General features: G+C 58.7%; 15 protein-coding genes. 2 read left to right on the top strand and 13 right to left on the bottom strand.

Annotated elements, in window-relative coordinates; genetic code table 11:
- Nucleotides 1-148: 148 nt before the first annotated feature.
- From ACIOWE_RS04615 to ACIOWE_RS04605, 3 genes are all read right to left on the bottom strand, one after another.
- Nucleotides 149-1165: an ABC transporter substrate-binding protein gene (locus ACIOWE_RS04615; RefSeq protein WP_401387912.1), complete on the bottom strand. Its 1017-nt coding sequence runs from the start codon at nucleotides 1163-1165 to the stop codon at nucleotides 149-151.
- A 119-nt stretch (nucleotides 1166-1284) separates the two neighbouring features.
- Nucleotides 1285-1482 carry a hypothetical protein gene (locus tag ACIOWE_RS04610; protein WP_401388177.1) on the bottom strand — a complete coding sequence of 66 codons (198 nt, stop codon included), beginning with the start codon at nucleotides 1480-1482 and terminating at the stop codon, nucleotides 1285-1287.
- Nucleotides 1483-1490: 8 nt separating this feature from the next.
- The gene (locus ACIOWE_RS04605; RefSeq protein ID WP_401387909.1) at nucleotides 1491-1961 is read right to left on the bottom strand and encodes a hypothetical protein; all 471 of its coding nucleotides are present in this window, start codon (nucleotides 1959-1961) and stop codon (nucleotides 1491-1493) included.
- 401 nt (nucleotides 1962-2362) lie between these two features.
- Between ACIOWE_RS04605 and ACIOWE_RS04600 the strand changes: the two genes are divergently transcribed.
- Both ACIOWE_RS04600 and ACIOWE_RS04595 read left to right on the top strand, forming a co-directional pair.
- On the top strand, nucleotides 2363-2638 hold the full coding sequence (locus ACIOWE_RS04600; protein ID WP_401387907.1) for a hypothetical protein: 276 nt from the start codon (nucleotides 2363-2365) through the stop codon (nucleotides 2636-2638).
- A 48-nt stretch (nucleotides 2639-2686) separates the two neighbouring features.
- Entirely contained in the window at nucleotides 2687-2923 is a 237-nt protein-coding gene (locus ACIOWE_RS04595; protein WP_401387904.1) for a DUF2789 family protein, read from the top strand.
- 6 nt (nucleotides 2924-2929) lie between these two features.
- On the opposite strand, the gene ACIOWE_RS04590 is transcribed toward ACIOWE_RS04595, so the two are convergent.
- From ACIOWE_RS04590 to iolD, 10 genes are all read right to left on the bottom strand, one after another.
- A complete protein-coding gene (locus ACIOWE_RS04590) occupies nucleotides 2930-3133 on the bottom strand; it encodes a hypothetical protein (RefSeq protein ID WP_201238890.1) in 204 nt (67 codons plus the stop codon).
- 112 nt (nucleotides 3134-3245) lie between these two features.
- A complete protein-coding gene (locus ACIOWE_RS04585; RefSeq protein WP_401388174.1) occupies nucleotides 3246-4469 on the bottom strand; it encodes a methyl-accepting chemotaxis protein in 1224 nt (407 codons plus the stop codon).
- Between the two features lie 605 nt (nucleotides 4470-5074).
- Nucleotides 5075-5479: a TraR/DksA family transcriptional regulator gene (locus ACIOWE_RS04580; protein ID WP_103303415.1), complete on the bottom strand. Its 405-nt coding sequence runs from the start codon at nucleotides 5477-5479 to the stop codon at nucleotides 5075-5077.
- A gap of 327 nt (nucleotides 5480-5806) precedes the next feature.
- Nucleotides 5807-6829 carry an ABC transporter permease gene (locus ACIOWE_RS04575; RefSeq protein WP_201233736.1) on the bottom strand — a complete coding sequence of 341 codons (1023 nt, stop codon included), beginning with the start codon at nucleotides 6827-6829 and terminating at the stop codon, nucleotides 5807-5809.
- A gap of 170 nt (nucleotides 6830-6999) precedes the next feature.
- On the bottom strand, nucleotides 7000-8565 hold the full coding sequence (locus ACIOWE_RS04570; RefSeq protein ID WP_401387900.1) for a sugar ABC transporter ATP-binding protein: 1566 nt from the start codon (nucleotides 8563-8565) through the stop codon (nucleotides 7000-7002).
- A 70-nt stretch (nucleotides 8566-8635) separates the two neighbouring features.
- Nucleotides 8636-9562: a sugar ABC transporter substrate-binding protein gene (locus tag ACIOWE_RS04565; RefSeq protein WP_401387897.1), complete on the bottom strand. Its 927-nt coding sequence runs from the start codon at nucleotides 9560-9562 to the stop codon at nucleotides 8636-8638.
- Between the two features lie 111 nt (nucleotides 9563-9673).
- A complete protein-coding gene (locus ACIOWE_RS04560; protein ID WP_401387894.1) occupies nucleotides 9674-10726 on the bottom strand; it encodes a Gfo/Idh/MocA family protein in 1053 nt (350 codons plus the stop codon).
- 160 nt (nucleotides 10727-10886) lie between these two features.
- Nucleotides 10887-11747 carry a sugar phosphate isomerase/epimerase family protein gene (locus tag ACIOWE_RS04555; protein ID WP_401387891.1) on the bottom strand — a complete coding sequence of 287 codons (861 nt, stop codon included), beginning with the start codon at nucleotides 11745-11747 and terminating at the stop codon, nucleotides 10887-10889.
- A gap of 126 nt (nucleotides 11748-11873) precedes the next feature.
- Complete coding sequence (locus ACIOWE_RS04550) at nucleotides 11874-12884, bottom strand: Gfo/Idh/MocA family protein (RefSeq protein WP_401387888.1); 1011 nt, start codon at nucleotides 12882-12884, stop codon at nucleotides 11874-11876.
- Between the two features lie 30 nt (nucleotides 12885-12914).
- Entirely contained in the window at nucleotides 12915-14846 is a 1932-nt protein-coding gene (iolD, locus tag ACIOWE_RS04545) for a 3D-(3,5/4)-trihydroxycyclohexane-1,2-dione acylhydrolase (decyclizing) (RefSeq protein WP_401387885.1), read from the bottom strand.
- Nucleotides 14847-14925 lie beyond the last annotated feature (79 nt).

Raw genomic sequence — 14925 nt, 5'->3', positions numbered from 1 at the left:
GACCTGTGGCAAGGGAGCTTGCTCCCGCTCGGCTGTGCAGCAATCGCAATGTCGGCTAATGCGGTTTTACTGGATAACCGCATTAGCCGGTCTTGGGGCTGCTTCGCAACCCAGCGGGAGCAAGCTCCCTCGCCACAGAAAGCCCTCATCACTGCAAACTCGCGCTCACCTTGTCCGCCACATCCTTCGGCAGCCACGCCTGCCACACATCCGGATGCGCCTTCATGAAGGCCAGCGCCGCGTCTCGCGGAGCCGTGTGTTTCTCGCTCATCTCCGCCAGTGCTTTATTCAATGGCTGGATGGGGAAATCCACCTTGCTGAAAAACGCTGCTATTTCCGGATACTGCTTCTGAAACGGCGTAGACACGCCAATCGACAGCTTTGACGCCAGCGAGCGAGTCGGTTTCGGATTGGGGTTATCGGCGTCGGTCAGGGTCTTCCAGGCCTCGGCGTCAAACGGCGGTTCTTCCAGCTGCACCAGTTTGAACTTGCCCAGCAGCGGCGTCGGCGACCAGTAATAAAACAGCACCGGTTTACCGCGACGGATCGAAGAACTGATCTCGGCGTCCAGCGCCGCGCCCGAGCCACTGCGGAAATTGGTGAAGTCGTCCTGCAAGCCGTAAGCCGTCAGTTTCTGTTTGTTGACCACTTCCGACGTCCAGCCAATCGGACTGTTGAGGAAACGCCCCTTGCTCGGGGTTTCCGGGTCCTTGAACACGTCCTTGTATTTTTTCAGGTCAGTGACACTGCGCAGGTCCGGTGCCAGAGGTTTGATGCCTTTGGCCGGGTCGCCCTTGATCACGTATTCCGGCACCCACCAGCCTTCGGTGGCGCCCTTGACCGTATCGCCCAGGCTGGCGACTTTGCCTTCGGCCTCGGCCTTGACCCACACCGGACTGCGCCCCGCCCACTCCTCGCCGATGACCTGGATGTCATTGTTGGCCAGCGCGGTCTCGAGGGTGATGGTGGTGCCGGGCAAGGTATCAGTGGGCAATTCGTAGCCCTTTTCGACAATGATCCGCAGGACATCGGTGATCAGGCTGCCGCTTTCCCAGTTCAGGTCGGCAAAATGGATGGGGGCCTCCGCCGCCATGACCGATTGCGCCGAACCCAGCAAAGCGAATGTGGCCACGCTGGCGGCCAGTAACCGTCGAAATCCGTTCATGCATTGCACCTCGTGCTGTTCACAGCAATGGCCTGAGAGAAGACCGCAAGCCTCTGAATACTCAGTCAACTGACTGTAGACGAGGTTCCTGCTTTTTCAGGGCCAGGGCCCGGACGAGGTTACGAATCAGACTTTTCCTGCATGCTTTGCAGCTCACGTCTGACCATGCTGGCGTACTCCGCTGGACGCAGCGCGTAGATCTGCGACGCCACCCAACGCAGCCACATGCCTTGCAACTCGGCCTTCGCCGCGAACAACCGCCGAGCCTCCTCGCGCGCGCTGCCGAGGTTCTGCGAATGGAAATCGGCGCGGCTCAAACCACCGATCACTCGCTGGCCTTGAACGTCACCAACTCGCCCTTGCGCCACTTCGCGGCTTTGGCGGTGACCGCTTTCAAAGTCTTGGTCAGGCCTTCCTGCAATTGCTGATGGGCGGCAAACACGGTCACCACGCTGTGACCTTCCTTGAACAGGATTGCGTGGCCATCAGCGGTCTCGACGAAGGCGTAATCGCCAATTCCATAGACCGTCAGTTTGATTTCGCGAAAACGGATGTCCAGCTTGCCGCCTTCGCGGCTGGGCAAGACCGAAGCGCTGAAATGATCGCCGACCTTGAGCTTGAGCCCCGGTTTGTCATCCACCACCAAGGCACTTTCGGTGTCGATTTCAGCGACATAAATGCCTTCGGCGTTTTGCTCGGTGATGTAAACAAAACGCGATTGGAACAGCTTGACCAGCTTTGCACGCAAATCACCCAACACGAACAAAGCATGCATATCGAGATTACTGACTGCCAAAGAAACATCCCCAGATCTGAAAAAACCGCACACGGAAAACGCGCACGGCAAAAAAACGGCCAGGCCGATGGAACTGCCAAATACCCAAATAAAAACCCGAACGGAGCCGCGAATTCGTTCAACACGAGGTTTGCAAGACTACGGGATTGTCACCCGCGAAACGCCCCCCAATGTCGCCAAAGTTCGAAGGAAAAATCCTTACCGGCTGCCAGAGAAGACTGACTACGAACTTTAGGGAAAATTCGCACGAAAAAAAGCACTTTTCCGACATATCGCTAGCGAAAAATTGCTTTAGATAAGCCCTGTCGTCAACAGGTACTGGCGATTCTAGAGCAGCGATGCTCATCACGACTACCCGAAACGGCCTGTAAATTTCGGCCAACTGATGAAAAGGACTTCACATGTGCACTCTGACTCACTTCGCCATGCCCGCTGACGCCCGACTCAAATCGCCTCTGATCTTGCATATGAGCGATATGAGCGATCTGCAAAACCCCATGGAAATCGGTCAGGCCCCGCGCTTTCAAGTCGTGCCGGCGGGTAACGCCTTTTTCCACATAAAGGAAAAATCGACCGGCCGCGTAAGAGGTTTCCGCGAAGATCACAACGAGGCTTGTGCGCTTGCTCGCTCCCTCGAAATGCAAATCGAACTCCTGGCCAGCGGCTACCTCAGATAAAGAGTGATTGACTGCGCCATTCCGGCGCATTTCAGAAAGGAGCACATGATGGATCTGGAAGCGTACAACTTGAAAACCCTGTTCGATCAGTTGGGTCTGCCTTCGGACAACAAAGCGATCGACGACTTCATCGAGAAACACCCGTTAGAGCCAGACACCAAGTTGATCGATGCTCCGTTCTGGTCGCCCCAACAGTCTCAGATGCTCAAAGAGTGGTTACGCGCTGACGGCGAAGAGGCCGTCATGGTCGATGAACTGAACGTTCGCCTGCACGACGGCAAGTAACCCTGATCAGTGCAGGCTGTCCCCAGGCTCGGCCCGCAACTGCGCGAGCCACGCAGCCCTGCACTCCTCGGCCTCATCGCGACTGGCAAACGCGGTGCCGCGCCGCTCACCATTGAGCAACACCACCCAGCAAACGCTTTGCCCCAATGCGCGCAAACCGGCGGGTACGCCACTGCCGATCATCACGGCGACATCAACTCTGCATTGCATGCAGACCTCCAAAATCATTAGCCACCTAACTAAGTCGGCATATTAATGATTTCCCCGGGGAGGAAACAGCGACGCCGCTGCACTGATTCATTGCATCAATCGTAACAATCGCTCAGCGCGGACTTTCCGGTTTATAGCCCAGACGCAATCCACCCCAATGCCGGCCCTTGATCATGATCGGCACCGACAAGTCATGCATCAGCTCACCGGTATCACGCGTATAGGTCTGCAACAGCACCGCCTGCTGATGGCTGCCACAGCGAATGCCAGTGCGGTCGGCGAACTTGCGCTTGGTGCGATTGTTGACTGCATCGACCTGGGCGTCACCGGTCAACGGCTGGCTGAACAGCTGATTATGCGTCGGCACATAACCCTGCGGCGTGCAGGCAATGGCAAACACCAGCCCCTCATGACGCGGCAACAACGGTTCTTGAATTGCCGGCAAGACCTGATCGGTGTAACGGTCGAAACGGGTCTGATATTTCGCCGGCTGCGTATTCGGGATCGCCTGATACTGACGATCGAACAGATCCTCTAGACTGACCCGTCCTTGTTCGACATCCGCCTCGAATCGCGCCGCGATCTGACTCGCGCCTTCCCGCGCCAGGTCATAAATGCGCTGGTGATAGTCATCCAGACCGACTTCTGCCAGACGCTCACTGATGGTTTCCGCTTGCCCTTCCATCTGCACCGCCGCCTCGGCGAGTCGACGGGTCTGTTGATCGCTGATCGCCAGATCGCTGCGCATTTGCTCAATGGCTTTGAACAGGCTGTCGAGTTGCTCGCGATTGGTCTCTGCGCCTCGGGCGATCTCGCCGACCTGATTTTCTACACCGGCGGCCAGGCGCGCGATGTTCTCCAGATGCTGACCGGTGTGTTCGACTTGTTCGACGCCCGTTTGCAGATCGCTGGACAACTCACGGATCTGCTCCACCACCTGCGCCGTGCGCTGCTGGATGTCAGCGACCATCTCGCCGACTTCCCCGGTTGCCGACGCCGTGCGCGCCGCCAGCCCGCGCACCTCATCCGCCACCACCGCAAAGCCCCGACCATGTTCACCGGCCCGCGCCGCTTCGATCGCTGCGTTCAACGCCAACAGGTTGGTCTGACTGGCAATCGACTGAATCACCAGCGTCACCCGCTGAATGTCATCGCTGCGCAGGCTCAAGGCCTCGATCAATTCACGGCTGGCATTGGCGCGCTGACTGAGCTGATGCATGCGCGTGATTGAATCGACCAATTCGGTACGCCCCGCCGCACTGCTGTGATGCGCCTCGCTGGCAGCCCCAAGTGCTTCGCGGCTGAGCTGCGAAGTCGCCTGTTCCGTAGCGATCATCACCTCGGCATTGCTGACGATTCGCGCCGCGGCATCGAGTTGCGATTCAAGTTTGCTCGCCAGTTCCTTGACTGAAAACGCCACCCCGGCCGCCGACAAGGCGTTGTGGCTGGTGGTGTAGGAAAGGTCGCGAGTCAGTTCGGAAATGGCGCTGCCCGTGTCGGCAGGCTGTACATCGGGGACGGTTCGGGAACGCAGGCGCGGCAGCCAGACAATCAGCACCGCCAACGGCATGCCAATGTAAAGCGACCACTCACCCAGCGTCATGCCGGCGAGCAACAGCATCAGGGCGATGCTTTGCAGGGTCGGTGCGATCCAGCGGTTTTTCGGCAAAAGCACTGGTGCAGGCAGAGCCCCAACCAGAGATCCATCTCTCGTCATATCAACACCCCACGCTTGTTCTCATTGTTGTGACTGCATTAAACGCCACTACAACGCCATTATCTATGGTCCGTTAGTCGTGAGGCTGTGACAGGTCAATGGAACGGCGAGGAATATCGCAGACGAGCAAAAACAAAGATCGCAGCCCCGCCAGCTCTATGCAGGAGCTGCCGAAGGCTGCGATCTTTTCAGGGTGACCCACATTCATGGGTCACCACACAGAATCAGGCCTGACGCTGGTGCTTGTCGATCTGCTCGTGACGCTCTTGAGCTTCGATGCAGTACTTGGTGGTCGGGCTGATCAGCAGACGTTTCAGGCCAATAGGCTCGCCGCTGTCATCGCACCAGCCAAAGCTGTCTTCCTTGATGCGCTCAAGGGCTTGTTCCAGTTGCGGCAGCATGCGCTGGTCGCGATCGATCGCGTTGACCAGCCAGGTGCGCTCTTCTTCAACCGAAGCCGCGTCCGCCGGGTCAGCCGGGGTATCCAGGCTTTCGATGGCGATACGGTTTTGCTCAATGCGCTCATGGGTTTCGACTTTCATGTTCTGCAACAGCTCACTGAAGAAAGCGTGTTGCTCGGAATTCATGTAGTCATCTGCCGGCATGGCCAGCAACTTGTCCTTTGTCATTGATATCTCTATAAAAAAACGTGCATTAAGGCGAATTAGGGAGCGTTCCGGCGAACCGTGTCCGGTCGACGGAAAGGCATCGTTTATGGCAAACGCCACCCGGCACTCAATTTACGAGGGGCGGCAGTCTAAGGCCGACTTGAGGCCTCAGCAACTGGAAATCCAGCAAATTTGTCCGACAAAGCCCGGAAACTGCTCTGATACAGGCTTCACGGCGGTTATCGGAGTGCGTTTATAGCAAGAAATTCAGTCGAGCGGATGTATATAGAAGACAAACGGCTGCGCCACACCGTTCGGGTGTGGCGCATTTTCGCGATTATTCGGCTCTCAGCGCTTGAGTTTACGCTTGTTGCGGTACTGGTCGATGACCACCGCCACCACAATGATCAAACCTTTGATGATGTCCTGAATATAGGCATCGACGCCGACGAAGGTGAACCCGCTGGCCATTACCCCGAGAATCAGCGCACCGATCACCGTCCCGGTAATGCGCCCGACGCCGCCGGCCAGACTGGTACCGCCGATGACCGCCGCTGCAATCGCGTCGAGCTCGTAGGACATGCCCATCCCGGCCTGCCCCGTCGCAGCCCGGGCGGACGCTACTACGCCAGCCAGCCCCGCCAGCAGACCGGCGATGCTGTAGACGATCACCAAATGGCGTTTGACGTTGATCCCCGAGGTCCGCGCCGCCTGCATGTTGCCGCCGATGGCGTAGGTGTACTTGCCGTACTTGGTGTAGCGCAACGCGATGTGAAAGATCACCGCCACCACCAGGAAGATAATCACCGGCATCGCTCCATGACCGATCGCGGTGTAAGAGTCGGAGAGCATGCTGACCGGTTGGCCTTCGGTGTAGTAACGCGCCAGACCGCGCGCCGAAACCATCATGCCGAGCGTGGCAATGAACGGTGGAATCCCGGTGATGGCGATGATGCTGCCGTTGATCGCCCCGGCGAGCAGCCCGACCCCAAGCCCGGCGATCACCGGAATCCACACCGGCAAGTCAGTCAGCGACGGGAACACTGCGCGGGCGAAATCCGATGTCTGCGCCAGACTCGCCGCAATCATGGCTGACAGCGCCAGCACCGACCCGGATGACAAGTCGATCCCCGTGGTGATGATCACCTGAGTCACGCCGATGGCCAGCAGGCCGATGACCGACACCTGCAGGATCATCAGCACCAGACGCTGGGAGTTCATCAGGAAGCTCTGGTCGCGAACGATCCAGCCAAACACCTCGAAGACCAGACCGATGCCGATCAGCACCAGAAAAATGCTCAGTTCGGTTGGAAAGCGCCGACGACTTTTGGTCGGTGCCGTTGCAGGCTTGTTTTCCAGTATCGCGTTCATAACCACTCACCCTTCAAATAAAATCCGGTATCGAATACATACCTTTGGATGCAAGCTGCTTTTTGTGGCGAGGGCGCTTGCTTGCGCTGGATTGCGCAGAAAGCCCAAGCAAAAGGGCCGCTTCGCTGCCCAGCGGAAGCAAGCTCCCTCGCCACAGAGACCGTGACCGGTCAATGGACCTGGGACATGCCCGAGGCCAGTTGCATGACTCGTTCCTGAGTGGCTTCGTCGCGGCCGAGGGTGCCCATCAGGTCGCCCTCGTGCATGACCATCACCCGGTCGCTCATGCCCAGCACTTCCGGCAGTTCCGAGGAAATCATGATCACCGCCATGCCTTCGCTGGCGAGCAAGGAGATCAGCCGATAGATCTCGGCCTTGGCGCCGACATCGATGCCGCGAGTCGGCTCGTCGAGAATCAGGATCCGTGGATTGGTCATCAGCCAGCGGGCGAGCAAGGCTTTCTGCTGGTTGCCGCCTGACAAGGTGTCGATACACTGCTCCAGCGACGGAGTTTTCACCCGCAGCTTCTTGCACATGTCTTCACACAGAGCACGCAGGGCTTTTTGCTGGATAAAGCCGTGGCCGGCGTAATGCGGGAGCACCGCCATCTCCATGTTTTCCAGCACCGACAGGCACGGGAACAGGCCGCTGAGCTTGCGATCCTCGGTCAACAGCGCGAATCCCTTGTCGATGGCCATGTGCGGATCGGTGATGCGCACCACCTCGCCGTCCAGACGGATCTCACCGCTGTCGCTGGGCGTTATGCCAAAAATCGTTTCGGCGACGTTGGTGCGTCCGGAGCCCATCAGCCCGGCGATGCCGAGAATCTCCCCGGCATGCAGATCGAACGAGACGCCCTGGAATATGCCGTCGAGTTTCAGGTCGCGGACCGACATCAGCAGATCGCCAATCGGTTTTTCACGCACCGGGAACAACTGGCTCAGTTCGCGCCCGACCATCATCGAAATCAGACTGTCACCGTCCATGCTGTCGGCCCGTTGCAGGCCGATGTAGGCGCCGTCGCGAAACACTGCCACTTCATCGGCAATGGCGAACACTTCGTTCATTTTGTGCGTGATGTAGATGATGCCTTTGCCCTGGCGCTTGAGGTCGGCAATGATCGAGAACAGGTGCGCAACTTCCTTCTCGGTGATGGCCGAGGTCGGCTCATCCATGATCAGAATGTCGGAGTCGTAGGACACCGCTTTGGCAATCTCGACCATCTGCCGTTCGGCGATGCTCAGGTTGCCAACCTGCTCCTCGGGATCGAGGTTGATGCGCAAGCGCTCCAGCAGTTGCGCGGTGCAACGGTGCATGGCGCGGTGGTCGATCATGTGCAGGCCGTTGAGCTGCTCGCGGCCGATCCAGATGTTTTCGGCGATGCTCATGTGCGGCATCAGGTTGAGTTCCTGGTGGATCATCGCGATCCCCGCCTGAAGTGCCGCCAACGGTGTATCGAAGACTACGGGTTTGCCGCGCAAGCGCAGCTCGCCAGCATCCGGCTGGTAGATGCCGGCGATGATTTTCATCAGCGTCGATTTACCCGCGCCGTTCTCGCCCATCAGGGCCAGTACCGACCCCGGACGTACTCGCAGTTGCACATCGGACAAAGCCACCACACCGGGAAAACCCTTGCTGATGTTGGTGATCTCCAGCAGGTACGGCTCATCGACAGGTGTTGCAGTTGGCTGGATATCCACCAACGAGGTGCTCGAAGCGGTCGCTGAAGCGAACATGTTCAGGTACTCCGTCAGCAAGGTCGCGGCAGCAACCCTGCAGGATTATTGTTGTTATTGAACCGATGCACTATTTGAAAGTGTCGACGTTTTCCGGGGTGATCAGGCGATATGGCACCCAGACGTTCTGTTCCACCGCCTCGTTTTTGGCCATCTTCACTGCAGTGTCGATCGAGCCGTCTGCCTGACCTTTGGCGTCTTGAAACACTGACACCGCCATGTTGCCTTTCTTGATTGCGTTCAAGCCGTCCGGCGTGCCGTCGACACCTGCAATCAACACACTGCCCTTCTCGACACCGGCCTGTTGCAGCGCCATGGCGGCACCAATCGCCATTTCGTCATTGTTGGAAACCACCGCGTCGAACCTGCGACCCTGGGTCAGCCAGTCATTGACCAGGGTCATGCCTTTGTCCCGCAGCCAGATGCCGGTCTGTTCCTGTTCGATCTTGATGTTCGGGTACTTGGCCAGCACCTCTTTGACGCCCTTGGTGCGATTGGTGGTGGAGTTGTTGGCGAGGTCACCGAGCAGAATCACGATTTCGCCTTTGCCGCCAAGTTTTTCGGCCAGGTACTGCATCTGCATTTCGCCGGCCTCCAGGTCGTTGGAAGCGACCGTGACCACACCTTTTGGCAGTTTGAGGTCATCGGGGCGACGGTTGACGTAGACCAGTGGAATCCCGGCTTTTACCGCGGCTTCAGTGATTTTTCGGGTGGCGGCGGTATCCACCGGGTTAACCACGATGGCATCGACCTTCTGGCTGATGAAGCTTTCGACCTGACTCAACTGCTTGACCACGTCGCTGCGCGCGTCTTCGAACTGCAGTTGCACGCCATCGGGATAGGACTTGGCTTTCTTGTCCATGGATTCGCGCAGGTAAGTCAGCCAGGTGTCATCGAACTGGGACATGCTTACGCCGATCTTCATATCGGCAAGGGCAGCACCGCTGACAAACATCAAGGACAGGGCCAGCGAGGCAAAACGCAGATGAGTCTTCATGAACTGTCTTTCTCCACATTCTTGTTGGTTTTATGGATCAGTCGTGACGGTTTCTGTAGGCAAAATTGACTCTATTGGAATTTATTTTCTATATCAACTCATTTTAGAATTTTATTCCAAATCCGTTCCATGGCTTCCAGACGGGTTCAGTTCGACCACCTGACGTTGCTTGAAACTCTGCCGCGCAGCATCCAGAACAACAGTGCTCGCCAGTGCATCACGAGCCTCGACCGGCAATGGGCCGCCAGTCTGTAACGCGGTTTGTAGCTGCTGATAAAACTGCTGCCAGCAGCCCCGTTCCGAGGGCACGCGCTCGCGTTCGCCAGCGTGTTCAAACCAGCCCCAGCGCCGATGTTCTTCGACACCCCAGCCCTCCCCCGCGGATTTTGGCGAGAGCCCGGCCAGCGCTTGAGCCTCCTGCCCGTCGAGGCCATCAACGCTGTAGCAGCCCAGCGTTCCGGTGACCCGAAAGCGCGGGCCGGGCGTGCTTTGCAGGCAACTGCCGCCCAGGTGGGAGACAACCCCGTTGGCGTGGGTCAGAGAAACGAAAAAACCGTTGTCGCAGGCCTGATCCTTGTCCTGATAATCAAGCTCGGCGTACACCTGCCTGACAGGGCCGAACAGCAGCAACGCCTGATCCACCAGATGGCTTCCCAGATCGCGCAGAAAGCCACCGCCGCTGGCGTTGTTCACCGACTGCGGCGAGTAGCGCTCGACCCGGGATTCGAAACGCGTGACCTGTCCCAGCGCGCCCGACTCGATGAGTTTGCGCACGGTGAGGAAATCCGAATCCCAGCGGCGATTCTGATAAACGCTGAGCCGCACGCCCTGGCGCTCGGCCATGGTGATCAGGGTTTGCGCCTGTTGCGCATCGGCGGCGAAGGGTTTGTCACTGACGACGGTGACTCCGTGTTCGAGACCATCGAGCACCAGCGCCGGGCGGCCCTTCAGCGGCGTGGAAATCACCAACACATCCACGCCCGCCTCGACCAGTTGGCCGATGCTGTCGAACGCCGGTACGCCGGGGTGTTCAGCGGCCAGCAATTGTCGCCGCTCCGGGGAACGCGTCACCACACCGGCAAACGTGGCACCGGGCAGACTGCTGAGCAGCGGCGCATGAAAAAACCGGCCGCCATGGCCGTAACCGACAAGTCCGATACGCATGATTCGACTCCTTCTTATTGTTCTGTGAGCCGCTTACTGGGTAAACGCGGCCTTTGTGGGAGCGAGCCTGCTCGCGATAGCGAAGCTTCAGGCGACATCGATGCTGACTGTACTGCCGCCTTCGCGAGCAGGCTCGCTCCCACAGGTATTGCGTACTGAGTCAGCGGCAGAGTTCGCTTTTGACCCGTTCGAGCATCATCCGGCTGGATTGATCCGGTCGGTCTTCCCAGGCGAACACAGAGACCGTGGCAATGCCGTCGAACTTGATCTCGCGCAAAGTGCTGAAAAACGCTTGCCAGTCGACCTCGCCCTGGCCGATGTCCAGATGCTGATGCACGGTCGCGGTAACGCCCGGCGGGTTGACGATGTAGCGCAAGCCCGACGAGGCCTTGTGGTTATAGGTGTCGGCGATGATCAGGTGACTGAGTTTCGACCCGGCGTACTTGAGCATCGAGGCAATGTCGCCGACGCCGTCGTCGTAGAAAAACGTGTGCGGTGCGGCGTAGAGGTAGTTGATCCAGTCGCGATCGAGCCCGCGAATGATGTCCACTGACTCGTTGTTGCGTTCGCAGAAGTCATACGGGTGGGCCTGAATATCGAGCTTGATGCCTTCACGCTCGAACTCGGGGATCAATTCGTCCATCGAGCGCATGAACTGGTTTTCGCACACCAGCGGGTTGTCCGACTGCCCGGTGAATTCGGTGTTGACCAGCTCACAGTCCATTTCCACGGCAATCTGGATCGCCCGCTTCCAGTTGCGCACGGCGGCCACGCGCAAACCCTCGTCGGCAGCGGCCCAGTGGTACATCGGTAACAACGAAGAGAGTTTGACCCCGGTGTCGCTCAAGGCTTTGCGAAATTCCTTGATCCGCGCCTTGTCGACGCGCGGGGCTTTGTAAAACGGCAAAAAGTCTTCGCGAGGCGAGAGTTCGATGTGTTCGTAACCGAGCTCGGCGACCTTGTCGACCATCTTGCCCAGGGACAGATTGCGGTACATGTAGGGATCCAGTGCGATGCGCATCTTCTTGTTCTCCTTCACGCAAAATCAACACCGTCCCCTGTAGGAGCTGCGGCACGCTGGGATCTTTTGATCTTGAAAAACAACATCAAAAGATCGCAGCGTGCCGCAGCTCCTACGGGGATTGGGTTAGCCGTAGAAGCGTGGGCGGTCAGGCAGGGTGACTTTTACTATCTGGCCACTGTTCTGGGCTTCGATGCATGCATCTGCCGCGACGGCGGCGGCGAAGCCGTCCCATGCCGAGGGGCCGCCCACCTGACCGGCGCGCACGACATCGATGAACGCCTGCAACTCGACGTCATAGGCGCCGATGAAGCGGTCCTTCCAGTCCATCAGAATTGCGTTCGACAGCTTGGCGCCGCTGCGCATTTGCACCTGTTGCGGCTCCGGCAGCTTGGCGATGCCGGTCTCCCCCACCACTTCGCACTGGATGTCATAGCCGTACTGGCAATTGACGAAAACCTCGACATCGATGCGTGTGCCCTTGGCGGTTTCCAGCAGGACGATCTGCGGATCTTTCAAATGCGCCAACGCCTTGCTCGACTTGCGTGGGAACACCACTTGCACCGACACGTAATCGTCATCCAGCAACCAGCGCAACACATCCAGCTCATGGATCAGCGTGTCGGTGATTGCCATGTCGGTCTTGTAGTTTTCGCCGACGCTCGGGTTGCGGTGCGCGCAGTGCAGCATCAACGGCTCACCGATCTGGCCACTGTCGATCACCGCTTTGAGCGCACGATAACCTTCATCGTAAGGACGCATGAAACCAACCTGCACCAGACGCTTGCCGTGGGCGACCTCGGCTTCGACGATCTTGCGGCACCCTGCGGCAGTCACCGCCAGCGGTTTCTCGCAGAACACCGGTTTGCCGGCGGCAATCGCTGCCAGCACAAACTCTTCGTGACTCGGGCCCCACGAGGTGACGAGGATGGCCTCGACCTCCGGCGCCTTGATCAACGCGTGACCGTCCGGGTAAACCTCGGCCGTCAGCTTCAGATCAGCAACAACCTTGGCGGCTTGCTGCAAGTTGATGTCGGTGACAGCGACGACCTGACTGTTGAGCAAAGTCTGGCTGCAACGACGGATGTGATCCTGGCCGATGGCCCCGGTACCGATAACGCCAAGCTTCAAAGACATGAACATTCTCCATTTCGGGTTTCAGGACAATCAGTACTGGCGGGCCTTGGCCAACCGTTCATTAAGGGTTTTCGCGACCGCATCGGTGCGCGCACTGGTGGACACCTGCGCGACACCGACCCGCCACCACGACAGGTATTTGTGAATCATCGTCTTGGGCAGAACCTTGATATCGATCAGCGTCGACACCGTCTGCAAACGCGCATCGGCCAGCGCTGCCTGCAGCTCTTCAATCGTGTTCACCTTGTAGGTCTTGCAGCCGTAAGCCGCCGCGCTCATGGCGAAATCCACCGGGACAAAACCGCCGTCGAGCTTGCCGGTCTCGGGGTTCCGGAAACGGAACTCGGTGCCGAAGCTGTCCATGCCGTGTTCCATCTGCAAGTTGTTGATGCAGCCGAACGTCATGTTGTCCAGCAGCACCACGTTGATCTTGCGGCGCTCCTGAATCGACGTTGCCAGCTCCGAGTGCAGCATCATGTAGGAGCCGTCGCCGACCAGCGCATAGACCTCGCGATCCGGCTCGGCGAGCTTCACGCCCAGCGCCGCATTCACCTCATAACCCATGCACGAATAGCCGTACTCGACGTGGTAGGTGTTGACGCCCTTGCTGCGCCAGCTGCGCTGCAAGTCACCGGGCAAGCTGCCGGCAGCGGCGACGATTACCGCGTCGTCGGCCAGGGTTTCGTTGAGTACTCCGAGTACGCGGCTCTGGGTCAGGCACGATCCGGTCAACTCGATGAATTCGCGTAGCACCGCCGGGTCCATGTGGTCGTTGATTTCCGGGACGAAATCCTCGGTCTGGTATTCGGCCTGATAAATCCGCTCAACTTCGGCGTCGAGTTGGGCCTTGGCCTCACGCGGCTGATCGCCCCACTCGGCGCGGTAGTCACCGAGAATATTGCTCAAAGCCTGCAAAGCGGTTTTCGCGTCGGCCAGCAGTTGCACGCCGTCGAGTTTCAGCGCATCGCACGGGCTGATATTGAGGTTGAGGAACTGCACGTCCGGGTGTTTGAACAAGGATTTCGACGCGGTGGTGAAATCGCTGTAGCGGGTGCCGACACCAATGATCAGATCCGCCTCGGGCGCCAGTAAGTTCGCTGCCAGACATCCGGTTTCGCCGATGCCGCCGAGGTTCAGTGGATGGCTGGAAACCACCGCGCTCTTGCCCGCCTGGGTTTCGGCGAACGGAATGCCGAAGTGTTCGGCGAACGCCTGCAACGCAGCATTGGCCCCGGAATACTTCACACCGCCGCCACAGATCAGCAGCGGTTTGCGCTTGCCTTTGATCAGCGCCAGCGCATCGCCGAGCATGGCTTCGGTGGCCGGTCGACGCTCAATGCGATGCACGCGTTTTTGCAGGAAGTAATCCGGGTAATCGTAGGCCTCGGCCTGTACGTCCTGCGGCAGCGCCAACGTCACCGCGCCGGTTTCGGCGGGATCGGTCAGTACGCGCATGGCGTGGATCGCGGCGGTCATCAACTGCTCGGGGCGGTTGATCCGGTCCCAGTATTTGCTCACGGCTTTGAAGGCATCGTTGGTGCTGATGCTCAAATCATGGAACTGCTCGATCTGTTGCAGCACCGGGTCCGGCTGGCGGCTGGCGTAGACGTCGCCGGGCAACAACAGCAACGGGATGCGATTGGCGGTGGCGGTGGCCGCAGCGGTAATCATGTTCGCTGCGCCCGGGCCTACCGACGAGGTGCAGGCGTAGATCTTTCGGCGCAGATGCTGTTTGGCGAAACCGATGGCGGCGTGGGCCATGCCCTGCTCGTTACGACCCTGATGGACGATCAGGTCGCCGCTGTCCTGCTCCAGCGCCTGACCGAGGCCGAGCACATTGCCGTGACCGAAAATCGTGAAGATCCCGGCGACGAACTTGCTCTGCACGCCATCGACTTCGATGTACTGGTTATCGAGAAATTTCACCAGGGCCTGGGCCATGGTCAGTCTTGTTGTGGTCATGCTTGCACCTTTCTTAAAGGCAACCGCCAATCCTTGTAGGAGCTGCCGGAGGCTGCGATCTTTTGACTTTGCTCTTCAA

The sequence above is a fragment of the Pseudomonas sp. NPDC087598 genome, from assembly GCF_044743525.1.
GTDB lineage: Bacteria > Pseudomonadota > Gammaproteobacteria > Pseudomonadales > Pseudomonadaceae > Aquipseudomonas.
Note: the sequence above shows the minus strand (reverse complement) of the source record. Positions and strands in the feature narration are given on the sequence as shown.